25 protein-coding genes and 1 tRNA gene are annotated in these 24,956 nt (G+C 38.3%); 8 read left to right on the forward strand and 18 right to left on the reverse strand.

Annotated features, from left to right (window positions below):
* Positions 1–161 precede the first annotated feature (161 nt).
* Positions 162–238: transfer RNA gene (locus tag BUA71_RS03855), tRNA-Asn, on the reverse strand.
* A 109-nt stretch (positions 239–347) separates the two neighbouring features.
* On the reverse strand, positions 348–1,664 hold the full coding sequence (gene rseP / locus BUA71_RS03860; RefSeq protein WP_072876942.1) for an RIP metalloprotease RseP: 1,317 nt from the start codon (positions 1,662–1,664) through the stop codon (positions 348–350).
* Positions 1,665–1,867: 203 nt separating this feature from the next.
* Here rseP and BUA71_RS03865 point away from each other — a divergent pair, with 203 nt between their 5' ends.
* The 3 genes from BUA71_RS03865 to feoB all read left to right on the forward strand — a co-directional run bounded on the left by BUA71_RS03865 (position 1,868) and on the right by feoB (position 4,984).
* Positions 1,868–2,533, forward strand: coding sequence for an SCO family protein (locus BUA71_RS03865; RefSeq protein ID WP_072876944.1), 666 nt, complete (start codon positions 1,868–1,870; stop codon positions 2,531–2,533).
* 112 nt (positions 2,534–2,645) lie between these two features.
* Positions 2,646–2,876, forward strand: a complete 231-nt coding sequence (locus tag BUA71_RS03870; RefSeq protein ID WP_072876946.1) for a FeoA family protein — start codon at positions 2,646–2,648, stop codon at positions 2,874–2,876.
* 5 nt (positions 2,877–2,881) lie between these two features.
* On the forward strand, positions 2,882–4,984 hold the full coding sequence (gene feoB / locus BUA71_RS03875; protein WP_072876948.1) for a ferrous iron transport protein B: 2,103 nt from the start codon (positions 2,882–2,884) through the stop codon (positions 4,982–4,984).
* Positions 4,985–5,282: 298 nt separating this feature from the next.
* Here feoB and BUA71_RS03880 read toward each other — a convergent pair whose 3' ends face one another.
* Positions 5,283–6,104, reverse strand: coding sequence for a ZIP family metal transporter (locus BUA71_RS03880; RefSeq protein WP_072876950.1), 822 nt, complete (start codon positions 6,102–6,104; stop codon positions 5,283–5,285).
* A gap of 1 nt (position 6,105) precedes the next feature.
* On the reverse strand, positions 6,106–6,759 hold the full coding sequence (locus BUA71_RS03885; protein ID WP_072876952.1) for a metal-dependent transcriptional regulator: 654 nt from the start codon (positions 6,757–6,759) through the stop codon (positions 6,106–6,108).
* Positions 6,760–6,884: 125 nt separating this feature from the next.
* Between BUA71_RS03885 and BUA71_RS03890 the strand changes: the two genes are divergently transcribed.
* Both BUA71_RS03890 and BUA71_RS03895 read left to right on the forward strand, forming a co-directional pair.
* Positions 6,885–9,188, forward strand: coding sequence for a TonB-dependent receptor (locus BUA71_RS03890; RefSeq protein WP_072876962.1), 2,304 nt, complete (start codon positions 6,885–6,887; stop codon positions 9,186–9,188).
* Positions 9,188–9,673: a thioredoxin family protein gene (locus BUA71_RS03895; protein ID WP_072876963.1), complete on the forward strand. Its 486-nt coding sequence runs from the start codon at positions 9,188–9,190 to the stop codon at positions 9,671–9,673. The genes BUA71_RS03890 and BUA71_RS03895 overlap by 1 nt, the downstream gene beginning before the upstream one ends.
* A gap of 114 nt (positions 9,674–9,787) precedes the next feature.
* Here BUA71_RS03895 and BUA71_RS03900 read toward each other — a convergent pair whose 3' ends face one another.
* Positions 9,788–10,522 carry a TerB family tellurite resistance protein gene (locus BUA71_RS03900; RefSeq protein ID WP_072876964.1) on the reverse strand — a complete coding sequence of 245 codons (735 nt, stop codon included), beginning with the start codon at positions 10,520–10,522 and terminating at the stop codon, positions 9,788–9,790.
* Between the two features lie 394 nt (positions 10,523–10,916).
* Here BUA71_RS03900 and BUA71_RS03905 point away from each other — a divergent pair, with 394 nt between their 5' ends.
* From BUA71_RS03905 to BUA71_RS03915, 3 genes are all read left to right on the forward strand, one after another.
* Positions 10,917–11,327, forward strand: coding sequence for a BrxA/BrxB family bacilliredoxin (locus BUA71_RS03905; RefSeq protein WP_072876965.1), 411 nt, complete (start codon positions 10,917–10,919; stop codon positions 11,325–11,327).
* Between the two features lie 386 nt (positions 11,328–11,713).
* Positions 11,714–12,445, forward strand: coding sequence for a lysophospholipid acyltransferase family protein (locus BUA71_RS03910; protein WP_072876966.1), 732 nt, complete (start codon positions 11,714–11,716; stop codon positions 12,443–12,445).
* Between the two features lie 48 nt (positions 12,446–12,493).
* Positions 12,494–13,162 (forward strand): HD domain-containing protein, encoded by a 669-nt coding sequence (locus BUA71_RS03915; protein WP_394333523.1) that lies wholly within the window; start codon positions 12,494–12,496, stop codon positions 13,160–13,162.
* Positions 13,163–13,373: 211 nt separating this feature from the next.
* Here BUA71_RS03915 and BUA71_RS03920 read toward each other — a convergent pair whose 3' ends face one another.
* The 13 genes from BUA71_RS03920 to BUA71_RS03980 all read right to left on the reverse strand — a co-directional run bounded on the left by BUA71_RS03920 (position 13,374) and on the right by BUA71_RS03980 (position 24,903).
* Positions 13,374–15,671, reverse strand: coding sequence for a S9 family peptidase (locus BUA71_RS03920; protein ID WP_072876969.1), 2,298 nt, complete (start codon positions 15,669–15,671; stop codon positions 13,374–13,376).
* Positions 15,672–15,815: 144 nt separating this feature from the next.
* Positions 15,816–16,598, reverse strand: coding sequence for a DNA-formamidopyrimidine glycosylase family protein (locus tag BUA71_RS03925; protein WP_072876972.1), 783 nt, complete (start codon positions 16,596–16,598; stop codon positions 15,816–15,818).
* A 233-nt stretch (positions 16,599–16,831) separates the two neighbouring features.
* Positions 16,832–17,908, reverse strand: a complete 1,077-nt coding sequence (locus BUA71_RS03930; protein ID WP_072876975.1) for a PA0069 family radical SAM protein — start codon at positions 17,906–17,908, stop codon at positions 16,832–16,834.
* Positions 17,909–18,219: 311 nt separating this feature from the next.
* Positions 18,220–20,034 (reverse strand): Xaa-Pro dipeptidyl-peptidase, encoded by a 1,815-nt coding sequence (locus BUA71_RS03935; RefSeq protein ID WP_072876978.1) that lies wholly within the window; start codon positions 20,032–20,034, stop codon positions 18,220–18,222.
* 61 nt (positions 20,035–20,095) lie between these two features.
* Positions 20,096–20,878, reverse strand: coding sequence for an enoyl-CoA hydratase/isomerase family protein (locus tag BUA71_RS03940; protein WP_072876980.1), 783 nt, complete (start codon positions 20,876–20,878; stop codon positions 20,096–20,098).
* Positions 20,879–20,905: 27 nt separating this feature from the next.
* Positions 20,906–22,360 carry a sensor histidine kinase gene (locus BUA71_RS03945; RefSeq protein ID WP_072876982.1) on the reverse strand — a complete coding sequence of 485 codons (1,455 nt, stop codon included), beginning with the start codon at positions 22,358–22,360 and terminating at the stop codon, positions 20,906–20,908.
* A 36-nt stretch (positions 22,361–22,396) separates the two neighbouring features.
* The gene (locus tag BUA71_RS03950) at positions 22,397–22,945 is read right to left on the reverse strand and encodes a CopD family protein (RefSeq protein WP_072877736.1); all 549 of its coding nucleotides are present in this window, start codon (positions 22,943–22,945) and stop codon (positions 22,397–22,399) included.
* A 6-nt stretch (positions 22,946–22,951) separates the two neighbouring features.
* A complete protein-coding gene (locus BUA71_RS03955) occupies positions 22,952–23,239 on the reverse strand; it encodes a type II toxin-antitoxin system RelE/ParE family toxin (protein ID WP_072876984.1) in 288 nt (95 codons plus the stop codon).
* Complete coding sequence (locus tag BUA71_RS03960; protein ID WP_072876986.1) at positions 23,229–23,504, reverse strand: hypothetical protein; 276 nt, start codon at positions 23,502–23,504, stop codon at positions 23,229–23,231. Before BUA71_RS03960 ends, BUA71_RS03955 begins: the two co-directional genes overlap by 11 nt.
* Before the next feature lie 143 nt (positions 23,505–23,647).
* The gene (locus BUA71_RS03965; protein ID WP_072876988.1) at positions 23,648–23,932 is read right to left on the reverse strand and encodes a type II toxin-antitoxin system RelE/ParE family toxin; all 285 of its coding nucleotides are present in this window, start codon (positions 23,930–23,932) and stop codon (positions 23,648–23,650) included.
* Positions 23,922–24,197, reverse strand: a complete 276-nt coding sequence (locus tag BUA71_RS03970; protein WP_072876990.1) for an addiction module protein — start codon at positions 24,195–24,197, stop codon at positions 23,922–23,924. Before BUA71_RS03970 ends, BUA71_RS03965 begins: the two co-directional genes overlap by 11 nt.
* Before the next feature lie 177 nt (positions 24,198–24,374).
* The gene (locus tag BUA71_RS03975; RefSeq protein ID WP_072876992.1) at positions 24,375–24,641 is read right to left on the reverse strand and encodes a type II toxin-antitoxin system RelE/ParE family toxin; all 267 of its coding nucleotides are present in this window, start codon (positions 24,639–24,641) and stop codon (positions 24,375–24,377) included.
* The gene (locus BUA71_RS03980) at positions 24,631–24,903 is read right to left on the reverse strand and encodes a hypothetical protein (protein ID WP_072876994.1); all 273 of its coding nucleotides are present in this window, start codon (positions 24,901–24,903) and stop codon (positions 24,631–24,633) included. Before BUA71_RS03980 ends, BUA71_RS03975 begins: the two co-directional genes overlap by 11 nt.
* Between the last annotated feature and the right edge of the window lie 53 nt (positions 24,904–24,956).

Consider the following 24,956-nt stretch of genomic DNA (forward strand, 5'->3'; position numbering starts at 1 on the left):
GTTCAAATTTAATTTAAAAGAAATTTTGAAGATTTATTGGATAAATCGCGAATGCTTTAAGTTATTTTTTAACTAAAAAATAGATTAAAAAAAAATGTTGTACCTATGTTGTACCCATAAAAAAAGAAAGCCTCCCGATTTCTCGGAAGGCTTGTCTTTAGTGGCTCCTCAGGTTGGGCTCGAACCAACGACCCTCTGATTAACAGTCAGATGCTCTAACCAACTGAGCTACTGAGGAGTGTTTCACGCTTTTGCGGTTGCAAATATAAGCCAATTTTTAGATCACCGCAAAACAAAAATCACTTTTTTTAGAACTTTTTTTAAGCCCTAAAATTACTGTTGCGCTATCATTCAAATAACCAACGATATACGTCATTCCCATTGGCATAAAGCACTAAAGCAATCAGGATAAAAAATCCAACCATTTGTGCTACTTCCATAAATTTATCGTTTGGTTTCCTTCCACTTACAATCTCGTAGAGCAAAAACACCACATGTCCTCCATCTAAAGCCGGGATAGGCAAAATATTCATAAAGGCTAAAATTATAGAAAGCAAAGCTGTTGTATGCCAAAAACCTTTCCAGTTCCAGGTATCTGGAAACATTCCACCAATAGCTCCAAATCCGCCTAATTGCGAAGCTCCTTTTGAAGTAAAAACATACTTAAATTGTGCTACATAATCATGCAAGGTCCAATAACCGTAATCAAAACCTTTTTTAATACTTTCTGCAAAACCGTATTCCTGGTGCTTTATCTCATAATTAGACTTTATACTAAAGCCCAACATTCCTTCTTCATCTGGTGTTATCATCACGCTTTTAATTTCATCCCCGCGCTTAAACACCAGTTCCATTTCCTTATTCTTATTCTCTTTGGTAATTTCACCCAATTCGTGCCAATAGCCAATTTCCTGTTCATTTAAAGATATAATACTATCGCCTTTCTGTAACCCGGCCATCTCGGCTGCCATGTCTTTAGAAACATTGTCTAAAACAGGATTTTGAATAGGAATAAATGGTAACATTACTCCTTGTTCCCACATTTGTTCTCCAATATTTTCGGGAACTTCAATCACTTCCTCTTCCCCCGTTTGGTGTAAAACGGTAATAGAAGAGACGTCGCGCATAAACAAATGCCTGTTTACATCGGTACTGTTTTGCAGATCTTCACCATTTAATTGTAAGACCCGGTCGCCATCTTCAAAGCCATATTGTTTAAATTCTTCGGCAATGGCAAAACCTTTAGGCATTTCATCTGGCCCAATATAGTTTTTCCCCCATACAAACATGATCATCATATAAATAAGGAAACCCAAAACAAGGTTCACGGTAACTCCTCCCAACATGATGATGAGACGTTGCCAGGCCGGTTTACTTCTAAACTCCCAGGGTTCTGGCGGTTTGGCCATTTGCTCCTTGTCCATGCTCTCGTCTATCATCCCGGCTATCTTCACATAACCGCCCAGAGGCAACCAGCCAATTCCGTAAACTGTACCACCAATTTTCTTTTTGAACAGAGCAAATTTTACATCAAAAAACAGAAAGAATTTTTCAACCCTGGTTTTAAACAATTTGGCGGGAATAAAGTGTCCCATTTCGTGCAACACAATAAGTAAAGACAAGCTCAACAATAACTGTAGGGCTTTTACTATAAATGGATCCATGCGTAATGCTTCAAATTTTAAAATCGCACAAAAGTAATCTTTTATAAATCTTCCACAAAAGTTTAAAAGACCTACTATTTATCACAGCTGTAATTTTAAGATTTAAAATGCGACTATTTGATTGTTAGGGCTTAATTTTGCTGAAAACCCCGTGACTACACCGCGGGATATAAATATCTCGATTAACGAGTAAATTTAAAATTATGCGTGATCTTTTTGCCTGGCTTAAGAAATTTGCCATAGTACTTTTTATACTTTCGGTAATTATTGTTTATTTTATTTATACGCTGCTAAAGCCTGAAGAACGCCTTCCCATCTATCAACCAGATATGGTGAATGCCGAGATGGTAGATTCTACTGTAAGATATATTAGAAAATATCACACGATTAAAGATTTTGAGCTTCTTAATCAAAATGGTGATACCATCACTCAAGAAGATTATAAGGATAAAATCTATGTTGCCGATTTTTTCTTTACCACCTGCCTAACCATTTGCCCTGTCATGACAGATCATATGTTGAAAATTCAGGAGAAAATTAAAGATGATCCTGAAGTTCTATTACTTTCACATACTGTTTTTCCAAAAACAGATTCAGTACCGGTATTAAAGGAATATGCCGAAGAAAAAGGGGTGATAGACGCTAAATGGAACCTTGTTACGGGCGATAAAAAACAAATTTATAACCTCGCAAGAAAATCTTACCTGGCTTCAAAAAGCAATGGTGATGGTGGTCCCTATGATATGATCCATACCGAAAACTTTGTACTTGTAGATAAAGAAAAACGAATCCGCGGATTCTACGACGGTACCGATGCTGAAGCAATAGATGATCTTATGCATGATATTAAAGTGCTTCAAAAAGAATAAAAAAAACTCAGCAGGCTAAGAGGGATCGAGTCCCAATTTTCCCAAGGAATCTTTTTTCCTGCTGAAAATTTTACCTTACTTTTGCCTTGTTTAAAATCAATCTAAATAAAAAGTGAAGCATACCCTGGCTAATTTAAAACGTGGTGAACGAGGAATTATCAAAGAATTCTCTGAAGATAACATTCCTTTAAAACTTCTTGAAATGGGTTGTTTACCCGGTAACGAGGTAGAAGTATTACAAATCGCACCATTTAGGGACCCCATGTATTTAAATGTAAATGGCAGCTATCTGGCCATAAGAAAAGAAATAGCTTTACTTATAGAAATCGATCCCCTAGTCTAATTAATATGGCTAAACAAATAAATGTCGCGTTAATAGGAAATCCCAATACCGGTAAAACTTCTGTTTTTAATAAACTTACCGGACTCAACCAAAAGGTAGGCAACTACCCCGGCATTACCGTAGAGAAGAAAGAAGGTGTTTGTAAACTTCCGCGAAATTTAAAAGCCCATATCCTCGACCTCCCGGGAACTTATAGCTTAAATGCGTCTTCACTTGATGAAAACCTGGTGATAGAACTCTTGCTCAACAAAAGTGATAAAGACTATCCAGATGTTGCGGTGGTGATTAGCGATGTAGAAAATCTAAAGCGCAACCTGCTACTGTTTACCCAAATTAAAGACCTGGGAATTCCAACCATTCTGGCTATTAATATGGCAGACCGAATGGAGCGAAAAGGGATTTCCCTGGATGTAGATTTGCTGGAAGAACACCTTAAGACAAAGGTTGTTTTGGTAAGCGCCCGCAAAAATCGGGGCATTGACGATCTAAAAGAAGCGATCATCAATTATCAACACATTTCAAATGAACCTTGTGTAAACGCCTCTGTAGTTGCTCCCGAATATTTTGAACGTTTAAGAAAAGCTTTTCCCAATCAATCTATATACAAGCTATGGCTGGTCATAACCCAGGATGTTAACTTCGGAAATATAAACCGAAATGAAATCACCCACGCTAAAGGCTTTATTACTAAAACCGAAACCGAACTAAAAAGACTTCAGCATAAAGAAACTATTTTAAGGTACCAATTTATTAACGGTGCCTTAAAAGATACGCTAAAGGTAGATGCCAATGCCGCTAAAGACCTACGTTCTCGTTTAGACCGGATATTGACCCATAAAGTTTGGGGATATGTTATTTTCTTCGGAATTCTACTCCTTATTTTTCAAGCAATTTATAGCTGGTCCAGCTACCCTATGGACCTCATCGATGAAACTTTTGCTCATTTAAGTGAGTGGAGCAAAGCAAACTTCCCGCCCGGTGTTTTCACCAACCTAATTTCTGAGGGTATTATCCCGGGCATTGGTGGGATTGTAATTTTTATTCCGCAGATAGCCTTTCTCTTCTTCTTTATCTCCATACTGGAAGAAACCGGTTATATGAGTCGGGTGGTGTTTTTAATGGACAGGGTGATGCGCAAGTTTGGTTTGAGTGGTAAAAGTGTGGTCCCTCTTGTTTCTGGAACGGCTTGTGCTATTCCCGCGGTTATGGCTACCCGAAATATTGAAAATTGGAAAGAACGTTTAATCACCATTCTGGTGGTGCCTTTTACTACCTGTTCTGCCCGTTTACCGGTATATTTAATTATAATCGCGCTGGTGATTCCAGATGAGACCTTTTGGGGTTTTAACTTACAGGGACTTACCCTAATGCTCATGTATTTTATTGGATTTGGCACCGCTATCGGTTCGGCCTGGATTCTTAATAAGTTTCTTAAAATTAAAAATCGCAGCCATTTCGTAATAGAAATGCCCAATTATAAATTGCCTCTGGGTAAAAATATTGCCATTAACGTAGTAGAAAAGACCAAGGCCTTTGTTTTTGGAGCGGGAAAAATAATTCTTGCCATTTCTATTATTCTTTGGGTACTGGCCAGTTATGGCCCCGGCGATGACTTTAACCGTGCCGAAGAGATTGTAACCGTGGAAAACCAGCCCAACACCCAGCTTTCTAAAGAAGAATTAGACGAAAAAATAGCTTCATTTAAACTTAGAAATTCCTATATTGGAATTATGGGTAAGGGCATTGAACCCGCCGTAGCTCCGCTGGGTTACGATTGGAAAATTGGCATTGCGCTTATTAGTTCTTTTGCGGCCCGGGAGGTTTTTGTAGGTACGCTTGCCACTATTTACAGTGTAGGCAGCGACGACGAGCAAACCATTAAAAACAGGATGGCAGCAGAGAAAAACCCTATATTAGGTGGTCCCTTGTTTACCTTTGCAAGCGGAATAAGTTTATTGTTATTCTATGCTTTTGCAATGCAATGTATGAGTACGCTGGCAATTGTTAAAAAAGAAACCAACACCTGGAAGTGGCCTATGGTGCAACTGGTGGGAATGACGGCTTTTGCTTATGTTGTTTCACTAATTGCCTTTCAGGTTTTAAAGTAATTTTAGTGTAAGAACATTAATAAAAAACGACTTATTGAATATGGATTTGTTACAGGAAATATTAGTTTTTATAACTTTCGCACTTGCGTTAGGATACTTATTTACCAAATTTATCTGGAAACCGGCTTTTTTAAAAAAGAAGTCAGAAAAAACCAAATCTTGCGGGGTTTCTGGCTGTGGTTGTGATTAATATTTGTACTTCTTTGAAGTAAAATTTCTACTATAAATTGAAAATAATCCTCATAAAGTTGGGATTACTGCAGTCAATATATTAATGTCTCTTAACAATGAAGTAAATTTACGCAAGCCCAACATCTAAGGTCATCATCACCATAAAACCAAGAATAAACCCAAGCGAAGCAATATCTGTATAATTTCCCCTTTGGGATTCTGGCACTACTTCTTCTACCACCACAAAGATCATAGCACCGGCTGCAAAAGAAAGTGCATAGGGCAAAATAGGTTGAAAAGTTAATACTGCCCAGGCTCCAACAACGGCCGCCATGGGTTCTACGATTGCAGAAAGCTGACCGAAATTAAAACTTTTTAAACGGCTCATCCCCTGCCCTCTTAAAGGCATAGCTACTGCAAAACCCTCGGGGAAATTTTGAAGTCCAATACCAATTGCCAAAGCTACTGCCCCACCAATAGTAGCTCCTTCTAGTCCAGCACCGGCGGCACCAAAAAGCACACCAACTGCAAGACCTTCCGGGATATTGTGTAACGTAATGGCCAGGGTAAGTAAAATGGATTTATGCCAGGGTGTTTTTATACCTTCTTTCTCGCTCATTTTAAAGTTTACGTGCAAATGCGGTAAAACTTTATCGAGGCCAAAAAGAAAAAGTGCACCTGTCCCAAAACCGATTAAAGGAGGAATGGTTTTCTCAAAACCTTCTCCCGGGCTCATCTCAATACCCGGAGCCAGTAAGCTCCAGAAACTTGCAGCTACCATTACCCCGCCGGTAAAACCAAGCATCCCATCAAATATTTTTCTATTCATCTTCTTAAAAAAGAACACCAAAGCGGCGCCAAGAGCAGTTAAGCCCCAGGTAAATAAAGTGGCCAAAAGTGCAGCCAATACCGGATCTATACGTTCAAAATATTCAGTAATTTCTTCCATATTATAGTGTTCTTACGTAAAGGTTGTTTGACACCACCTGCGAGATTCGCAATTCTTTTTTATCGATTAGAATTAGCATGGAACCATCAAAAGCTTCCTTATCCAACACTTCAAGTTCTTTTCCCAGAGAAATTTCATTCTTATCGAGATATTGTAAAAATTCAGCTGAAGAATCTTTTACTCCAACACACACGGCTTTTTCAGATTTATTTACACCCGATAATAATAATTGATTGGAAACACTAAAATTACCCTCGGCATCTGGAATAGGGTCGCCGTGTGGGTCACGCTTGGGATAGTCTAAAAACCGATCTAATTCATTGGTTAATTTCTTAGATTTAATATGCTCCAGTTGTTCGGCTATATCGTGTACCTCATCCCAATTAAAATTGAGTTTATCTACCAAAAAAACCTCCCATAAACGATGCTTTCTTATCACGGCAACCGCTACGGCCTTTCCTTTTTCACTGAGTTTTACTCCCTGGTATTTCTTATAAATAACTAATTTTTTATCCGAAAGCTTCTTAACCATATCAGTTACCGAAGAGGCTTTGGTTTCCATTTCTTCGGCTAGGGCATTGGTGCTAACACCCGCTTTAAAAGTTCGCTGTAAGTGAAATATTGCCTTTAAATAATTCTCTTCTGAAAAACTCATCTTAATTCATTTGATTTCAAAATTACATTTTTAAAATTAAAACCCTAATTTTAGATTTGTCTAAATTATTTAATTAGATTTGTCTAAATTTAAAACACCAAATAATTAAACATTTGTTAGATTATATGAAATATTTATTTTACATACTATTATTAACTACAAGTATTGGCACCGCACAGGATGATAAGGTGACTATTTCGGGTAAGGTAACCTCCAATGGTGAGCCGGTTGCTTTCGCCAGTGTATTTGTAAAAAATGGAACGTCTGGTACAAGTGCCGATGTTCATGGGGAATACAAATTAAAAGTAGCTCCAGGAAAAGTAAAACTTATAGCGCAATTGCAAGGTTACAGGTCCCAGACCAAAAATGTCACTGTAAATGAGAATGTAAGTGTCGTAAATTTTGAGCTGGAAGAACACAATGAAGCCCTGGATGAGATAGTTGTAACGGGAACCCGAACCAAAAAAAGAAAAACCGATTCCCCGGTAATTGTCAACCTTATAAATAGTGAAACCCTGGAACAGGTAACGGCTACCGATTTGGCTGATGGTTTGCGTTTCCAGCCCGGTCTTCGCGTGGAAGCCGATTGTCAAACCTGTAATTATACGCAAATTAGGATGAACGGACTGCAGGGTGGCTATTCCCAGATTTTAGTAAACGGCAGGCCAATATTTAGTCCGCTAACCGGATTATATGGTTTGGAGCAAATTCCGGTGAATATGATAGAACGTATAGAAGTAGTACGCGGTGGGGTTTCGGCGCTTTACGGTTCTAGCGCAATTGGCGGTACGGTAAATGTGATTACTAAAATCCCCAAACAAAACAATTACAGCGTTGGTTATACATACGAAAGCATAGATGGAAATGCCGACCAAAGTCTTATTAGCGGAAATGCGACAGTGGTAAGTGAAGACTACAATGCCGGTGCTAACTTTTTTGTGAGCAATAGAAACCGATCAGCCTACGATTCTAACGGTGATAACTTTTCTGAAATGCCGCAATTAAAGGACAATTCTTTTGGAGTTAATGCATTTTACCTCCCCACAGAAAACTCTAAATTAGAACTGAGTTTAAGCAGTATGCACGAGTATCGCTATGGCGGGGAAATGGTAGATAAGCCGGCTTACCTCGCCCAACAAAGTGAAGAACGCACTCACGATGTACTCATGGGAAGTTTGGATTATCAGATAAATTTTAATGAAGATAAAAGTTCGCTCATCTTTTACTATGGCGGACAAATAACAGACCGTGATCATTACACTGGCATTATCCCGGAAGATGAAGCTGAAAAACAAAAGTTTTTTGCCAACCCTCCTTACGGTACTTCAGAAGTAGTTACCCACCAGGGCGGTGCCCAATACAATCACAAATTTGATAATTTTCTAGGCGGAAAAACCGTATTAACAGGAGGTGCCGAATACGTTTATGACGATGTGTATGACGAAATAGAAGCCTATGAATACTTAACCGATCAAACCACAAAAACCCTGGGTACTTTTGTACAAAATGACTGGGACGTAACTGAAGATCTTAACTTCCTGGCTGGTTTTAGGTTAGACAAACACAATTTGGTAGATGATGCTATTTTTAGTCCCAGGGCATCTTTACTCTATAAACTAGCAGAAACCACACAATTTCGCGTGGGTTGGGGAACTGGTTTTCGCGCTCCCCAGGCCTTTGATACAGATTTACATATTGCTTTTGCCGGTGGTGGTGTGTCACGTATTTCCCTTGCCGAGGATTTAATGGAAGAACGTTCTAATAGTTTTACTGCTTCTATTAATTATGATAGGGCAACAGAGCATTTTATCGCCGGATTCACTTTAGAGGGATTTCATACCCATCTTAACGACGCCTTTTATCTATATCCACTTGGCCAGGATAAATTTGGGGAACGCTTTGAAAAACGAAATGGAAGTGGTGCCACTGTTAAAGGTCTAACCCTGGAAGCTCGTGCCAATTTCGATTATTTAGTGGAACTGGAAGCAGGATTCACCTACCAATCCAGCAAATTTGAAGACGCTGTAGAAAATATTGATGGCCTGTCTGCAAAACGGGAGTTTTTAAGAACACCCAACGATTATGGATATGCAACTATAACTTATACGCCTACAAAAAATTTTAATGTAAGTGCAAACTTGGTTTATACGGGAAAAATGGATATTGCCCATTACGCTGGGGAAGGAACCGGGCAGGATGTAGATGAATATTATGAAACCCCTTCCTTTACCGAGCTTAGTTTGCGCGCAGCGTACACCCTGGATATACCAAAAATAAGTACTGGTTTGCAGTTCTTTGCCGGACTTAAAAATATAACCAACAGCTATCAGGATGATTTCGATATTGGAAAAAACAGGGATAGCGATTACATCTATGGCCCCAGAGCACCAAGAACGGTGTTTGCCGGTTTAAAAATTAAATCTTTATAATGAAAACGCATGTATTAATTCTATTGAGTGCTCTATTCTTAATGCCGTTTAATTCTAGCTTTTCTCAAGAAAAGGAAACGGTAAATTGGATTGATTTTGAGCAATTGTCAGATTCTTTGGCAGAGCATCCAAGGAAAGTTTTTATAGACTTTTATGCAGATTGGTGTGCGCCCTGTTTAAAAATGCAAAAAGAAGTTTTTACAGATCCTAAGATTATAAAGAAATTAAATGAAGAATTTTATGCGGTGAAAATGAATGTAGAAAATACAGATACCATTCATTTTGGAAATCAAAAATTTGTCAATGAAAGAATAAATCGCCGAAATCCCGTGCACCAAATTCCTTTATTGATGGCAAGACAAAAGAACAAACCTTTTTCTCTGCCGGCAATGGTTTTTATGGATAATAATTTTAATGCTAGAGCGCGGTATTTTCAATATTTAAGTGTAGCGCAATTATTAAAGATTCTAGAAGAGAAAAGTTAAATAAGTTCTAAGATTTTTTTCGTGATTAGTTTTAGTTCAAAGCGATCCTAATTTGCAAAATGCAGGTTAGGATTGCTTATTTCTAGTTTACTTCTAATATATGAGTACTTTATTCTAAATGCCCCTCTCCTTTTGTATTTGCTCATAAGCTTCCTGCACCTTGTTGAATTTTTCACGGGCACCTTTGCGATAGGCTTCATCCATATGCCCCAGCTTATCTGGATGGTATTTTTTAACCATACTTCGGTAAGCTTTTTTCACTTCGGCATCAGTAGCAGATTTATCAATCTCCAGGATTTTATAAGCATTATCGGCAGATTTAAAGAACATCGCTTTAATACTTTCAAAATCCATTCGGCTTATACGCAAATACCCGGCAATTTCCTGAATTAACCTGGCTTCGGCATCGCCTACTTTTCCATCGGCCTGAGCAATGCCAAAGAGAAAATGAATAATTTGCAACCGGGCGGGGTACCTGGTTCTGGAAGCTAAATATTGAGAAATCCTGGAAGCCGAAATCTCCCGGTCTTTAACAAGTTCGTTAAATGTTCTAAAGGTTGCATTAGCACGTTCTTTCCCATAAGATTGCACAAAATAGGATCGCACGTAGTCCATCTCTTTTTGAGAAACCTGGCCGTCGGCTTTAATCACAAGTGAGCAAAGCGATAGTAAATTAAGTTCAAAATCCCCCGGAGATACGCTTTGTTCTTCCTGGTTAAACATCTGTTGAAAAGCCCCCCGACTACCCCGAGTCCAGTTGTCGATTAATGTACCTATTATAAATCCCAGAATAGCCCCGGCAAACCGGAAATACATATAGCCTAGCACGGCTCCAATCCATTTAAACATCAAGCAATTTTTAAATAAGCGGCAAAGATACTATTTTACTGAATTTTAACCGAATTCTATAAAATGAGCTTGTTTTTTTTACAAGGTAGCGGTAAGAATTCTGAGTTATGAAAAGTAAAACTAACAACTTGCCGAAAGTTTTAAACTTCTTAATTCCTGTTTTCTAAACCCGCATTTTAAGTATAAAATCAACTTTACATCAATCATAAAGAAAATTCGTGAATTCGTACCTTCCATTATATAACATCGGTATGCTTATTGATTAACTTACTACCAAAGAAAAACCATAATATCAAGTTAACCTATTCACGCATAATTAATTGGAATATGGAGAGCTGAAGTTAATTTGGTATCTTTGCGGGAAATCGAATTTTTAATAGAAAAAACATAATATATGTACCCAGCAGATTTAGTAAAACCAATGCGCGAGGACCTTACCAGCATAGGTTTTGAAGAATTACACAGCGTTGAAGAAGTAGAAAATGCTATGAAAAAAGAAGGAACTACATTGGTAGTAGTGAATTCAGTTTGTGGTTGTGCCGCTGCCAATGCGAGACCAGGCGCTAGAATTTCTTTACAAAACGCCAAAAAACCAGATAATTTATATACTGTATTCGCCGGTGTTGATAAGGAAGCAACCGACAAAGCCCGAGGTTTTATGGTGCCTTTCCCACCTTCTTCCCCTTCTATGGCTTTGTTTAAAGATGGAGAGTTAGTGCATATGTTGGAACGCCACCATATTGAAGGTCGTCCAGCCGAGATGATTGCTGAAAATCTTGTGGGAGCTTATAATGAGTTCTGCTAGGCAGTAAATAAATTCCTGGCAAGTCCACGAACAAAATCTCGAATATCGAGTAAAATTTAATTAGTTAAGTTATGACCGGTCGAAACGTCTTATTTTGGCCGGTCTTTTTTGTTTTAATCCAACTTTCTCATCAAAATTTATGAAGAGTCTTTAGGGTTTATTTCTTTTTGTTTGGAACAAGATGCAAAAAAGAAATAATGAACCAACATCAATAACCCTGAACTAAGGGTACGAAGTATGCTTCCGAAAAAAATATTTTATTTTGAAGAAAGCCCCGGGGAATTAAAACCCTGGCTATCACTTCGAGATTAAAACTCTATTCAAAAGTTAAACTTTGTTTTTAAACAAAGCTGTAAATACTTAATTTAGCCATTTAATTTTTTTTGATGAAAAAGATTCTTTCATACCCATTATCGGTCCTCTTTTACTTCTTCTTTTTTCTAACCTTGTTGGTTTTTCATCCTATACAATGGATATCGCTAAAATTTGGCGGTTACCAGGCCCACAAAAAAAGTGTCGATATATTTAATTTTTTCCTGCTTCGCTGCCTTAATGTATTGGGAACGCGTTTCAGCATAATAAACGATCAAAATATCCCGATAGAAAAACCCTGTATTTTTGTCTCCAATCATCAGGGAATGTACGATATTCCGCCAATTATTTGGCATTTAAGAAAGCACCATCCCAAGTTTGTGAGTAAAAAAGAACTGGGTCACGGTATTCCCAGCATCTCCTATAATCTAAGGCATGGCGGCTCGGTTTTAATAGACCGAAAAAACAAGAGAGAATCTTTAATTAAGATGGCTAAATTTGCGAAATACCTCAACAAAACAAATCGTTCAGCCGTTATTTTTCCTGAAGGAACCCGCAGTAGAACCGGAGCACCAAAAAGGTTTGCTGTAAGCGGAATGCAACTGCTGTTTAAACAAATGCCAGAAGCTTTAATTGTTCCAATTACCATAAATAATTCCTGGCAACTATTTAAACACGGAAATTTCCCAATAGAGCCAGGGATACATATTAGCCTAAAAGTTCACGAACCAATTCCCGTAGCATCAGATGATCCAGAAAGTCTCGTTGCCAGAGTAGAGCGAACGATAACCGCCGATATCAAATAACTAAATTCCTAACCTCACAGGTTTCGACCCTGCATAATTATCGAGACAATGAGGATTATTCCTATGAACAAACCTCAAATTTTAAAAAACACCGCAGAATTTGCAAAAAAGACTTTAAGTGATGCTGAAGGTGGTCACGATTGGTTTCATATTGAGCGGGTGCATAAAAACGCAAAATTAATCGCTAAAACAGAAGAAGTAGATCTCTTTATTGTTGAGTTGGGCGCCCTATTGCACGATATCGCAGATTCAAAATTTCACAATGGCGATGAAAGCATTGGGCCAAAAGTTGCTTCAGAATTTCTTCAAAAACAACAGGTTTCAACTGAAATTATAAACCACGTAGTGAAAATCATTGAATACGTATCTTTTAAAGGCGGAAATATTCAGCAGGATTTTAATTCCATAGAATTGGAAATTGTACAGGACGCCGACCGTCTCGATGCGCTGGGTGCGATAGGAATTGCACGCACTTTTAATTATGGCGGGTTTAAAGGCAGGGCACTTTATGATCCTGCCATTGAACCCAACTTAAAAATGAGCAAAGAAGAATATAAAGCATCTACCGCCCCCACCATTAATCATTTCTACGAAAAGTTGCTCTTACTAAAAGACCGAATGAATACAAAAACGGGAAAAGAAATTGCACAAAAACGCTACGAATTTATGGAACAATACCTGGAGCAATTCTATGCTGAATGGGAAGGGAAAAAATAAATGCAGTGTAAAAAATTCTTAGAAGAAAAACTGTCGTATAGTGTATGTTGTAAATTGTACTTAAAGTTTGCTTCCAAATATTTACGCTCTAAAAATTCCGCAGAGAGATACATAAAAGTGTATAATTTGCACTAATTTTCTGCATAATAAAATGCCACGAATTCCGGGCTTGCAAATAACCGGGAATTCGTGGCAAAACTTTATTATAAGCTTATCCTTTTACAGGCTTCACTTCTTCAGCCTTTAAATGTTCAGCAAAAAAGCCCATCATGGCTTTATACAAGTCTAACCTGCTTTCTTCTTTTGCAAATCCGTGGCCTTCGTCATATTTCACCATATAAGGCACTTTTACTCCTTTTTCACGTAGTGTTTTCACAATCTGGTCGGCTTCATTGATGTTTACCCGAGGATCATTTGCTCCCTGCACCACAAACAACGGATTTTTAATCTTATCCACCTGCAAGGCCGGGGAAATTTCATCCATAATCTTTTTTTCCTCAGGATTATTCGGGTTGTACCAAATTTTATATAAAAGTTCGCGGTATTTCTCCCAATATGGCGGAATGGTTTCCATAAAGGTGTTTAAGTTGCTTACGCCTACGTAATCTACTCCGCAAGCGTACTTATCTGGCGTTTTGGTCATCCCTCGCAATACGGCATATCCGCCGTGACTACCACCATAAATAGCAACCCGATCTTCGTCTATCCAGCCCTGTTCCACAACATAATCAACGCCGTCTTCCACATCGTCCATGGCTTTACGTCCTATTTGACCAAAACCGGCCTTTAGGAATTTTTTTCCGTATCCTCCAGAAATTCTAAAATTAACGTGCAATGTAGCGTATCCCCTACTGGCAAAAAGCTGCGCTTCGGGATTAAAGCCCCAGCGGTCCCGAATACCTTGTGGCCCCCCGTGCGGGTTCACAATTAAAGGTACGCGCTGTCCTTCCTTATAATTATGGGGCAGTGTAATGTAACCGTGCAGATCTAAACCATCCCTACTTTTAAAGCTAATAGGCTTCATACTGGCCATATCTTCAGCTTTTAGTTGGGGCAATAACTTGTATAATAAAGTTACTTCGTTTTTCTCCACATCGTATAGATAGTATTCCCCAACAATTTTATCGCTGGTCACCGCCACCATATATTTAGATTCATCATCGGTTTTTCCTACCGTAAAGAATTGCTTTTCCCCAAATTCCTGCTGTAGTCTGTTATAAATCTTTTTATAGGTATCACTCACCGGAACCACTACGGTTTTTTCACCGGTATAAGAAAAATAGTCAATTTCGTAATTGCGTTTTTTGGAAAGCGAAAGTCCCGAAACATCAAAAGTGTCGTTACTAAAAACAGTCTTTATCTTTTCGTTCCTTTTTAGATCGTAAAGTTGGATCTCTATCTTGTCGTCTTCCAAATTGGAGACTACATAAGCATCATCTGGATTATCGCTATTCGGATTAAAGGAAGAAATGCCAAAAGTATCTCCAAATTCGGTAAGTTTTACGCGCTTAAACTCGCCATCAATATTATAAAGCAATTCGGTGTTTACACCATCTACAATTCGGCTTATGGCGCGTAGGTTTCCTTTGCGGTCAAAGTCATAACCAGCTACCGGCGGGTCGCCTTCCTGTACCGTGTATAATTTAGTAACTTCACCCGTATTAATGTTAAGTCGGTAAGGTTCTTCCTGCTGCAAATTATCCTTGTTCATTTGAACGATAATATGATCTTCATCTTCCTTTAAACGCTCAAGAATATTCACCCGAACGCCTTCAAAAGGAGTAAGTTCATTGTCATTTTCGCCGGTAATATCCACTCCAAATACGTGGTAGTTTTCGTTACCGCCTTTATCCTGAAGATATAAAATTCGGCTATTATTTGCCCAGGAAAAACCTCTTATTAGATCTTCCTCCTGTTTCTTTAAAAGCGTTTCTTTTTGGGTGGCGGTTTCTTTTAAATATAGGTCACGCTCTCCAGAATCCCTGCGCTTCATATAAGCAATATATTTTCCATCTGGAGATAGCTGAAATGCAAATGCTTTTGGGGTTTTAAAATAATCTTCTACCGAATATTTAAAATCGCCGGTTTCTTTTGCCGCGAGTTTATCCAATTCAGCTTCGCTGGATGGTAAATCTGTATTTCCTGGTTTCTTCTTCACTATCTTTCTCAATGTTAGTGGGTACTCCTGTCCCATTTGTTTGTAAGTTCCGTCTATTCCATTTTCAGTTAAGGTACCGGTATAGGTCATTTTTAATTTCGCCGAAGTAATGGTCACGGTTTTCTCTTGCAAAATTACCGAATCCAGTTCGATTCCCGAAGCGCCCTGGGCAGGAACATCCAGTGTTGCTTCGTAGCTATCGCCAGCGGGAGAAATATTAAAGATAAGTTCCATAGTGTTTCCCTGCACCTCTAAATTGCCGCTATAAGAGCCATTTAATTTCTGCGCCTTTACCGAAGCCGTAAGCAAAAGCACCACCAGCACGATTGATGATTGAATTAGTTTTTTCATAATTTGTTTGGTTTATACCAATATTAGTTGAAAAATATATAATTCGTTACAACCAATGCTGTATTAAAGTTTATTTTGTGTAATTATACTCAAGATCAAAATGTGCAATGCTGGCAAACTTTTACAAAAAACAAGCGTTTCAAACTACTTTAATTTCTGACAGTCCGGACAAAAATAAGTAGTTCTGCCAATCACTTTGGTTTGTTGAATCTTTCCATTCTTCCGGGGACATTCGGCATCTTTTTCCCGCACCGGGGTTAAATAGGTTTTTGGTAATTTTTCACCTTCAATTCGCGCTTCCTTTACGGTCTCCAAAACCTTCTCGATCTCTTTATAAATGCAGGATTTCTTCTTTTCAGTTAAGTTATTTACCTTAGTATTAGGATGAACTTTACACTGATACAAAACCTCATCGGCATATAAGTTCCCAATGCCGGCTATGAGTTTTTGATTCATCAGCAAGCCTTTGATGCTGCCCTTTTTACTCTCTAAAATATTCAAAAACTCATCCTCTTTTAGCACAAGAGCATCTGTACCAATTTGATGTTCTTTTTTAAATTGAGTCAGGTTTTCTGCCAGGTACAATTTTGCAAACTTCCGCGGACAGGTAAAAGAAACCCTGGAATGGTCCTGAAATGTCAAGGTAAGTTGGGCATACTTTGGCGTTTCCTCGTGCTGGTAGAATTCTAACTTACCGGTCATTCCAAAATGCAGCACCAAACCGCCATTTTTAGCTAATTTCAGAAATAAATATTTTCCCAATCGCTCCGAGGCTTCAAACTCGTTGTCTAACAAGCTATCTTCAAACTGCGTTTTTGGAGACTGAAATATTTTTTTATCTCCGGTCTCCACCTTTATAATCTTTTTATGCAAGATCGTAGCGTCGGCATATTTCTTTTGATAAGCAACTTCGGGTAGTTCTGGCATGTTTTTTAATTTTTCGGTTTGACTTTTTAGTCTTCTATCATCATCGTGAGGACGAAGGAGATGGCGATTTGTGATTATGGGTTAAAATTATCAATGTTTCAGTTAAAAAACTATGAATAAATAATATATTTCAATTAATATCGGGCTTTTGTTTCTGCTATTACTTCTGAAGAAATCACTAAGGTTCTTCTATAAACCTAATTACCTTGAACTTTGAATCTTGTACTTTGAATTTAGAAAAGTTTCATCTGTCCATTTTTAAATTCTTCGTGCAAATCGCAATTAAGCACTGTGCGTTCCCTTCCTTTTAAATATTTTGCTTTGGCAATTTTAAATTGTTGCGCTACCTGACTTGCAAATTCCCCCTCGCCTTTCATTCGAGTGCCAAATCGGCTGTCGTTTAAACTTCCGCCGTGCAGACTTTCTATTTGATGCAACACCTTATCTGCCCTGTCTGGCATTGTTTTTTTAATCCAATCTCTGAAAATCCCACCTATCGCGCCGTTTAATCGCACTATGGTATAACCCACACCTAAAGCGCCCCGTTCTGAAACTTCTTTAACCAAAGGCATAATTTCGTGGGAATTAATCGATGGGATTATTGGTGCCATCATAACACTTACCGGAATATTTGCTTCAGAAAGCTTTTCTATAGTTTCCAGTCGCTTTTTAATGCTGGCCGTTCTGGGTTCTAAAATCCGTCGGGTTTCTTCTGATAAAGAGGTGACCGAAAGATTTACATGCACTAAATTGTCCTGTGCCAGCTCCCGTAAGATATCAAGGTCGCGCTGCACCAGTGCATTTTTAGTAATGATTCCCACCCGATGCCTGTATTTTAAAAAAGTTTGAAGAAGTTTTCGAGTGATTTTCAACTTTTTCTCTATGGGCTGGTAGCAATCTGTATTTCCGGAAAGCACAATAGGGCTGGCTTCCCATCGCGCACTGCTTAACTTCTTTTCCAGAAGTTCTACCGCATTTCTTTTTACCAGGATTTTCTGTTCAAAATCAAGCCCGGCACCATAGCCCCAATACTCATGGGAATTCCTGGCATAGCAATAAATACAGCCGTGCTCGCATCCCTGGTAGGGGTTTAAAGAATAATTCATTCCCACATCGGGACTATTTACCTTATTTACGATGGTTTTAGGGAAAGTATCTATAAGCGATGTTTTGGAACTTTGTGCTTCCTCTCCTTCCGAAGCACAATAGTTAAGAAAATCGTCCCTAAGCTCGTGACTATGTTCAAAAAAACGATTGTGCACCTTTTTTTGAGCGCCTCGACCTTTTATGTGATTTTTAGCATTGGACATAAAAAAACTTTGAGATGTGTTGCAACCTCAAAGTTAATTTATTTAGTGGATCTTTTCCTAATTTTAGGATTTTATCCTGTTTATTTTTATAGATGTCTGGTTAAAACAAAAATAAATAGCAAACTTTCTTTTATAGCAGGGTTTGAAAGCGATTTCATAATTACTCCCTTGCTATTTGAAACCATTAAAAAAAGAGTTAGTTGAGCGATGTTATTTCTGAAAAATAAAGGTTTTCATTTTGTTATAGTTGAGTCTTGTCTCTTTTTTCTTGCAGCGGAGCGATCTTGGTTCTTTAACCGGACAATAGTGATTTATTTCAAAGCTTTTTCCATTTCTTCCTTTCCACCAACCACAGGAATTTCGATATGAGTTTCATCAAGGTCTATGGTGAGTTCGGTGCCGGGCTCGGGCAACAGCGTAAATTTATTATCACTGGAAAAAATCATCAGTGCAATTTGTTGCCCGGCTGGTATCACCTGGTCGTCCGGATTTAAATCGAAAGATAACTCATAGAATTTACCCGGCTCTAGGGGTTCACTTTCAGTTAAGGATTTATAATTCTGCGGATCTGCCCAACCTCTTGTGATAATATTATCGGTTATCTTGGCATTTTTATTGGAATTCCAGGGCAGGGAAACCATCCATACCGAAAGGTTTGCCGCCGGTTTACTACTTGCTAGTTTAATTTTTAAAGTTGAAAGCCCCGAAAGATGCAAATCTTCTTTTAATATAGGTGTTGCAAACAACAAACGATGTGGAGAGCTATCCAGCTGGGCCAGGGAATCTGCCGAAAAACTTCGGTCATCTATAAAAGTCTGCTTCCCCTGATTTTTAGGCTTTTTGACGCTAAGTTTTCCTTTTTTCAAGCCGTCTTTTTGTAAGTATAAGGTAACATCCTCTGCATCAGGGTTTGGATAATTTGCATAGGCTGTCGGATTTTGGGGATCGTCATCTTCTCGCACAATATAAGCTTTTGGCCCCTTTTCAATGTCATTATCTATTCCGAAGAGATATTTGGTGAACCACTTATTCATCATGGAAACCGGTGGCGGACCGCCGTGACCGTATTGATGATAATAAATCTTTACGGGCAGGCCTTTTTCTTCCGCAGCTTTATAAATACGGTAACTATGCTCTGGCATTACATTCCAATCGTTAAATCCGTGCGACATAAACAAGGCTGCCTGCATAGGCTCCATATCGTTCAAATAATCCCGACCGGCCCAAAATTCATTATAATCGCCGGTTTGTCTGTCTATACCCTGACTTATCTCGATATCACGGTACAAAGAATCGGCATAAGCGCGTTTGGACTCATCTCCACTATGAATAAAATTGTACAATACATCTACATCTTCCCCTAAATAACCACCCGGCGAACGCACCAACCCGTTGGAGCGATAATAGTGATAATAGGAGGTATTTGGTGCAACAGGAATAATAGCTTCCAGACCTTCAACGCCTGTTGTGGCGGCTGCCAGCGGAAGCGTTCCATTATAGGAAGTTCCTGTCATTCCCACTTTTCCGGTGGTCCAATAAGCCTCTACCTCTTCGTCACCGTAAGGAGTTTTGTAGCCTTTTGCCCGGCCGTTAAGCCAATCTATCACGGCTTTGGGTGCGAGAGACTCGTTATCTCCTCCCACAGTTGGCGAGCCTTGTGAAAGTCCTGTTCCCGGCGATGAAGAATGAACAACAATATACCCGCGTGGCACCCATGTATTTATTTTTGAATTGGAAATAATTGGTCGCTCCCCTACCCTGGTCACCGATGGATGCACAATTCCTTTTCCCTGTTCTCCCAATTCGTGGTGTACATCGTGAAAAGCACCTTCTACATTTGGGGCAACCCCTGCAAAGTACGGACTGGACTCATAAACTACAGGAAGTTTTAAATCTTCGGTTTCGGTTTGTTTGGGCCTGGTTACAGCTACGTGCATCCTGTCTGGCATGCCATCGCCATCGGTATCAAAAGTAGTTTCCACCCATAGATCTTCGCGAATCCAATCGTCGGGGTTATTAAATGCAGGAACAATTTGTGCTTCCCCGTTCTCAAAAACAGGTTTAACCTTTTCCTGGGCACTTACCGTAAAAGTGCAAAGGAATATTAATAATAGATATCTTTTCATAGTATTGGATTAGTTCAATTGATGACAGATTTTTTTCAGAAACAAACTTGATAGGTTTGATTTACTTCCCCGGAAAATCGGCTTTGCGTTTGTTTAAAAATGCTGAAGTTCCTTCTTTGAAATCCTGGGTCGAAAAAGAATTTCCAAATTCATCTTTTTCAACTTCAAAGCCATTAACCCCAGCTTCAAAATTTGCGTTAATCGCCCTAATAGCAGCGGTAACCGCAACCGGGGAGTTTTTCATGATTTTTCCTGCAAAATCTTCAGCAAAATCTATTAATTCTTCCTGTTCACACACGTGATTAACCAGGTTGTACTGTAAAGCCTGGTTGGCGTCTATCATTCCCGCGGTAAGAATCATTTCCATAGCGCGACCTTTTCCTACTAATTCTGGTAAACGCTGTGTACCTCCATATCCAGGGATTAAGCCCAAAGACGTCTCGGGGAGACCCATTTTCGCGTTATCGCTGGCCACTCTAAAATGGGTTGCCATTGCTAATTCAAGACCGCCACCAAGTGCAAATCCATTAATTGCTGCTATCACCGGCTTTGGAAAGTGGGCAACAAAATCGAACAACTTCGCCTGACCTTCAGCAGCCAATTCCCTGCCCTCTTGCGCAGAAAATTCTGAAAATTCACTTATATCTGCACCGGCCACAAAGGCTTTTTCGCCACTTCCCGTAAGAATCACAACCTTTACCGCTTCATCTTCTTTAGCCTCGGCAAATGCCTGGTGCAACTCTTCTATAGTGTCCCGGTTTAAAGCATTTAATTTTTTAGGACGATCTATTGTGATTTGCAATATTCCATCATTATTTTCGGTTAAAATATTTTCAAATTCCATTCTATATTTTTTTTAATTATTGTTCTGTTATTTCGGAAAACGCAGCTTAAAGGTAGTGCCTTTTCCCCGCTTTGACGTAAAGGTAATATTTCCATTATAAGTTTCTACAATATTCTTTACCATTCCCAGCCCAAGCCCCATGCCACTATTTTTTGTTGTAAATTTAGGCTCAAACACCTTAGCTATATTTTCTTCGGAAATCCCCGAACCATTATCTGAAATAATCACGCAAACGTAGGTTTCTTCTTCGTGAATGCTTACCATAATCCTCGGATTATCCTGATTTTCCATAGCCTGAATAGCGTTTTTTACCAAATTGGTAATTACCCTTATAAGCTGGGTGCGATCAAACTTGGCCAGTATTTCTTCTTTTTCGCTACTAAACTGAATGTAATCTTCATTAAAAATATCCAGCGCCAGTTTTACTATTTTGGGTACATTAAGCAGTTCACTTTGTTGCGCGGGCATTTTTGCAAAGTTCGAAAAAGCAGCAGCTATAGAGCTCATGGTATCAATTTGATTAATAAGAATGCTGGCATATTCTGCCACTTTTTGCTCAATTTCGGGATCATTTTTATCAAAATTGCGTTCAAAACTTTGTACGCTTAAACGCATTGGGGTTAATGGGTTTTTAATCTCATGCGCTACCTGTTTTGCCATCTCACGCCAGGCCTGTTCCCGCTCCCCGGCGGCGAGTTGCACGGCACTTTCCTCCAGTTCGTCTATCATACTATTGTAAGCCGCCACCAGGGTGTAAATTTCTTCGGAAGCATTGGTTATCTGGATCTTCTGGTTCCGTTTATCCAACCGGGTTTCGGTAATTTTTTCAGAAATAATTTTAAGGGATTTCGTGATGTACTTAGAGAGAAAATAGGAGAGAAATATAGCGATAACCAGCATAAATAAATACACCTCGCCCATGCGCATCAAAAAATTATTGAGGTCGCGGTTTAACACACTATCATCTTGCAGATAGGGCAAATAAAGGATTGCCAAAGGCTTAAATTTTCCGTCGGTAATATAGGTGTAAGAAGACTGGAACTTTTGATCGTTCACTTCCTTCTTCTCAATGACACGTTTTTTGGAAGAACGTTCCAGCTTTTTGAGAATATTTTTATCTAAAAAAGAATTGGTGGTATCCCTAAAGAATGAGGGATCAGATTTCAATAGCAGGCGACCATCCAGTCCATAAATATTAATTTGCATTTCATGAACCTGGGCCATCTCGTGAATGCGGTTCCTTTCTCTAAAGATTTTATCTATATTTTCGGTATTTACCAGGTAGGTAGTGCTGGCCAAAACAAATTTAATATTCTCTCTAATTGCCTGCTCCTTGCGCTCTAAACGTTCCCGGTGATAATTTTCCGCCTCGTGTTTGTACTGAAAAACAGTAATTCCCACAATTAAGATTGAAGCTCCAAAGACCAAGAGGATCATGGAAATAAAAATACGGGTGCGTAAGGAAAGTTTTGAAAGCTTCATTGCAAACAATTTAAGCAAATATCGCACCAGTTCCCATTAAGCATTAGGATTCCTGGCTCGAATTCGTTTATAGACCTTAACGCCAAGCATAAGCATCCCGGCCAGTAGAAAAATACCAATAACGCCATAAATCCAATTGAAGGAATCTCGTAAAATCACCAAGAAGATTACTGCAAAAAGGATTAGGGTAGAAACCTCGTTCCACAGGCGCATTTTATTGGAACTCCATTTTACAATATCGTTCTGTAAATCTTTAAAAATAAAATGATTTTTTATGTGATAAGCATACAAAAGTAACACAAATCCCAATTTCACGTGCATCCAGCCTTGCGAGAGCCAACCCGGTGATAAATAAAGCATTAAAAACGCAAATAAACTGGCAAGAATAGCCGATGGCCAGGTAATAATAGTCCACAGTCTTTTGGTCATTAGTTTTAACTGGGTGCTTAAAATTTCATTTTCTGGTTCTGGCTTTTTTGTGGCCTCAATATGATAAATAAAAAGTCGTGGGATATAGAAAAGCCCCGCGAACCAGGTGATGACAAAAATTAAATGTAAAGCTTTTATATACTGGTAATATTCTATCACGAATTATGGTTTTTTAATGGGATTTTGATGGGTATTGAAAACACTCTGAATTAAGATATCGTTTCTGAAGATTCTATAGATAATAATATAAGGAAATCTTCTTAACGGAACCTCTCTATATTTTTTTTTAGTTTCTGGAAACAGGAAAGGATTGGAGCTCAAAAGTTTAAATTCAGTATTAATTTCGTCTAAAAGCTCAAGTCCTAAATGCGTTTCTTTAGCGGAATACCAACTAAGGGCTTTATCAATTTCAAAGCTCGCGCGAGGGGAAATTATTATCTCAAAATCCATACTTATCGCGTAATTCACGATTAACCTTATCCCAGGATTGCGTTTCTATATTTCCTTCTTCAATCGCTTTAAATTCCTCCTCTAACTCAGCATAAACATGTTCTGGCACCGCAGCTTCAGAACTTTTTAGCTTATAACTTTCATCCGGTTCCAAGGCTTCTTTTTGCTGTTCTTGCAATAAAACTTCGATTTCTTTTAAAACCGCTTCATCCTTACAAGCAATAATCTTTTTTAAAAGTTCTATTTTCAATCCATTAACATCCATAACTGCAGTTTTTGAAAGTCCTTTTTAACAAAGATAGCGAATTATCAGTTTTACCTGGAAATTAAGGTTTAATGCTGTAAGATTTGCTTCGGAAGGGTTATGCAGTGCCTATCGGTTTAAGTTTCACTAAAATATATTAGAAATTAGGGCTTTTTATTTGGGTTTTGATGGGTGTTGAAAACAGCCAAGATAATAATTTCCTGATCATTTATTTCAAAAATTACCAGGTATGGAAAAATATCGAGAAGAGCATTCCTATACTTATTTTCAAGCCGGAAAATATATGGGTTCGATTGAATTCTATTTAATAATTTTTCAAAATCACTTAGGAAACGCTTTTCGAGACCAAACTGTTTATTTTTGTAATAGTTAATCGCATTATTTAAATCGGTTCGGGCCGAAGGATATATTTTGATACTATAATCCATATTTTTCTTCAATATCCTTTTTTACCTCTTCCCAGGGTATCGCTTTCTCTTCACCACTTTCGTAAGCCTTAGAGCGACGTTCCAATTCTTTGAGTTGTTCTTCTGAAAGTAAACTTTTATGCTTCTCTACTTCATACTCTTCATTCGGCTCATTTACCTCAATCTTTATATTTTGCAATAAATCTTCGATTTTTTTTAAAACCGCTTCATCCTTACAGGCAATTATCTTTTGCAAAAGTTCTATTTTTAATCCATCAACATCCATAACTGCAGTTTTTAAAAATCCTGTCTAACAAAGATAGGGAATTATCAGTTTTACTCGATAATCGAGATTTTAATACGATGAAATTTGCTTCGGAAGGATTATTAACTGCCTGCCGGATTAAATTTCCCTGAGATACAGCTGAAAAATTAGGGTTTTGTAGTGGGATTTTGATGGGTGTTAAAAACACCCAAAAACACCCAATACAATTATTTTACTTCCTCTAATTTCATATATTATTAAGTAAGGAAAGATCTTTAATGGAGCCTCCCGTTTAGATGCATTTAATTTTCTAAACGAGAATGGCACTTTTTGGATATACCGCAAAACAGCTCGAAAATCATTTGTAAATTTTCTTCCCAAATTTGGAACTTGAGCATTATACCAATTTACAGCATCTTGAACATCAAGACGGGCTTTTACACTAATTTCTAGTTTAAAACCCATATTTTTCAAAAATTTTTTGATTAAAGGTTTCTAAGGATTCCGTCTTTAGCTCTCCGTTAGCATATTCCCGGCTCCTTTTTTCGATCTCTTCCAACTGTTCTTTAGAAAGCGCACTCTCTTTTTCAAAATTATAACTTTCGCCCGGCTCCCTGGCTTCTATTTGCTTTTCTTCTAGTAAAGCTTCGATTTTTTTTAAAACCGCCTCATCTTTACAGGCTATAATCTTTTTTAAAAGTTCTATTTTTAATCCATCAACATCCATAACTGCAGTTTTTAAAAATCCCTATTTAACAAAGATAGGGATTTATCAGTTTT

It is taken from the genome of Salegentibacter echinorum (assembly GCF_900129445.1).
GTDB lineage: Bacteria > Bacteroidota > Bacteroidia > Flavobacteriales > Flavobacteriaceae > Salegentibacter > Salegentibacter echinorum.

What these genes read in the sequence shown, in the direction of transcription:
- rseP (WP_072876942.1), bottom strand. Translation starts at nt 1,664, where the DNA reads ATGGATCCATTTATAGTAAAAGCCCTACAGTTATTGTTGAGCTTGTCT.
- BUA71_RS03865 (WP_072876944.1), top strand. Translation starts at nt 1,868, where the DNA reads ATGCGTGATCTTTTTGCCTGGCTTAAGAAATTTGCCATAGTACTTTTT.
- feoB (WP_072876948.1), top strand. Translation starts at nt 2,882, where the DNA reads ATGGCTAAACAAATAAATGTCGCGTTAATAGGAAATCCCAATACCGGT.
- BUA71_RS03880 (WP_072876950.1), bottom strand. Translation starts at nt 6,104, where the DNA reads ATGGAAGAAATTACTGAATATTTTGAACGTATAGATCCGGTATTGGCT.
- BUA71_RS03885 (WP_072876952.1), bottom strand. Translation starts at nt 6,759, where the DNA reads ATGAGTTTTTCAGAAGAGAATTATTTAAAGGCAATATTTCACTTACAG.
- BUA71_RS03890 (WP_072876962.1), top strand. Translation starts at nt 6,885, where the DNA reads ATGAAATATTTATTTTACATACTATTATTAACTACAAGTATTGGCACC.
- BUA71_RS03895 (WP_072876963.1), top strand. Translation starts at nt 9,188, where the DNA reads ATGAAAACGCATGTATTAATTCTATTGAGTGCTCTATTCTTAATGCCG.
- BUA71_RS03900 (WP_072876964.1), bottom strand. Translation starts at nt 10,522, where the DNA reads ATGTTTAAATGGATTGGAGCCGTGCTAGGCTATATGTATTTCCGGTTT.
- BUA71_RS03905 (WP_072876965.1), top strand. Translation starts at nt 10,917, where the DNA reads ATGTACCCAGCAGATTTAGTAAAACCAATGCGCGAGGACCTTACCAGC.
- BUA71_RS03910 (WP_072876966.1), top strand. Translation starts at nt 11,714, where the DNA reads ATGAAAAAGATTCTTTCATACCCATTATCGGTCCTCTTTTACTTCTTC.
- BUA71_RS03915 (WP_394333523.1), top strand. Translation starts at nt 12,494, where the DNA reads ATGAGGATTATTCCTATGAACAAACCTCAAATTTTAAAAAACACCGCA.
- BUA71_RS03920 (WP_072876969.1), bottom strand. Translation starts at nt 15,671, where the DNA reads ATGAAAAAACTAATTCAATCATCAATCGTGCTGGTGGTGCTTTTGCTT.
- BUA71_RS03925 (WP_072876972.1), bottom strand. Translation starts at nt 16,598, where the DNA reads ATGCCAGAACTACCCGAAGTTGCTTATCAAAAGAAATATGCCGACGCT.
- BUA71_RS03930 (WP_072876975.1), bottom strand. Translation starts at nt 17,908, where the DNA reads ATGTCCAATGCTAAAAATCACATAAAAGGTCGAGGCGCTCAAAAAAAG.
- BUA71_RS03935 (WP_072876978.1), bottom strand. Translation starts at nt 20,034, where the DNA reads ATGAAAAGATATCTATTATTAATATTCCTTTGCACTTTTACGGTAAGT.
- BUA71_RS03940 (WP_072876980.1), bottom strand. Translation starts at nt 20,878, where the DNA reads ATGGAATTTGAAAATATTTTAACCGAAAATAATGATGGAATATTGCAA.
- BUA71_RS03945 (WP_072876982.1), bottom strand. Translation starts at nt 22,360, where the DNA reads ATGAAGCTTTCAAAACTTTCCTTACGCACCCGTATTTTTATTTCCATG.
- BUA71_RS03955 (WP_072876984.1), bottom strand. Translation starts at nt 23,239, where the DNA reads ATGGATTTTGAGATAATAATTTCCCCTCGCGCGAGCTTTGAAATTGAT.
- BUA71_RS03960 (WP_072876986.1), bottom strand. Translation starts at nt 23,504, where the DNA reads ATGGATGTTAATGGATTGAAAATAGAACTTTTAAAAAAGATTATTGCT.
- BUA71_RS03965 (WP_072876988.1), bottom strand. Translation starts at nt 23,932, where the DNA reads ATGGATTATAGTATCAAAATATATCCTTCGGCCCGAACCGATTTAAAT.
- BUA71_RS03970 (WP_072876990.1), bottom strand. Translation starts at nt 24,197, where the DNA reads ATGGATGTTGATGGATTAAAAATAGAACTTTTGCAAAAGATAATTGCC.
- BUA71_RS03975 (WP_072876992.1), bottom strand. Translation starts at nt 24,641, where the DNA reads ATGGGTTTTAAACTAGAAATTAGTGTAAAAGCCCGTCTTGATGTTCAA.
- BUA71_RS03980 (WP_072876994.1), bottom strand. Translation starts at nt 24,903, where the DNA reads ATGGATGTTGATGGATTAAAAATAGAACTTTTAAAAAAGATTATAGCC.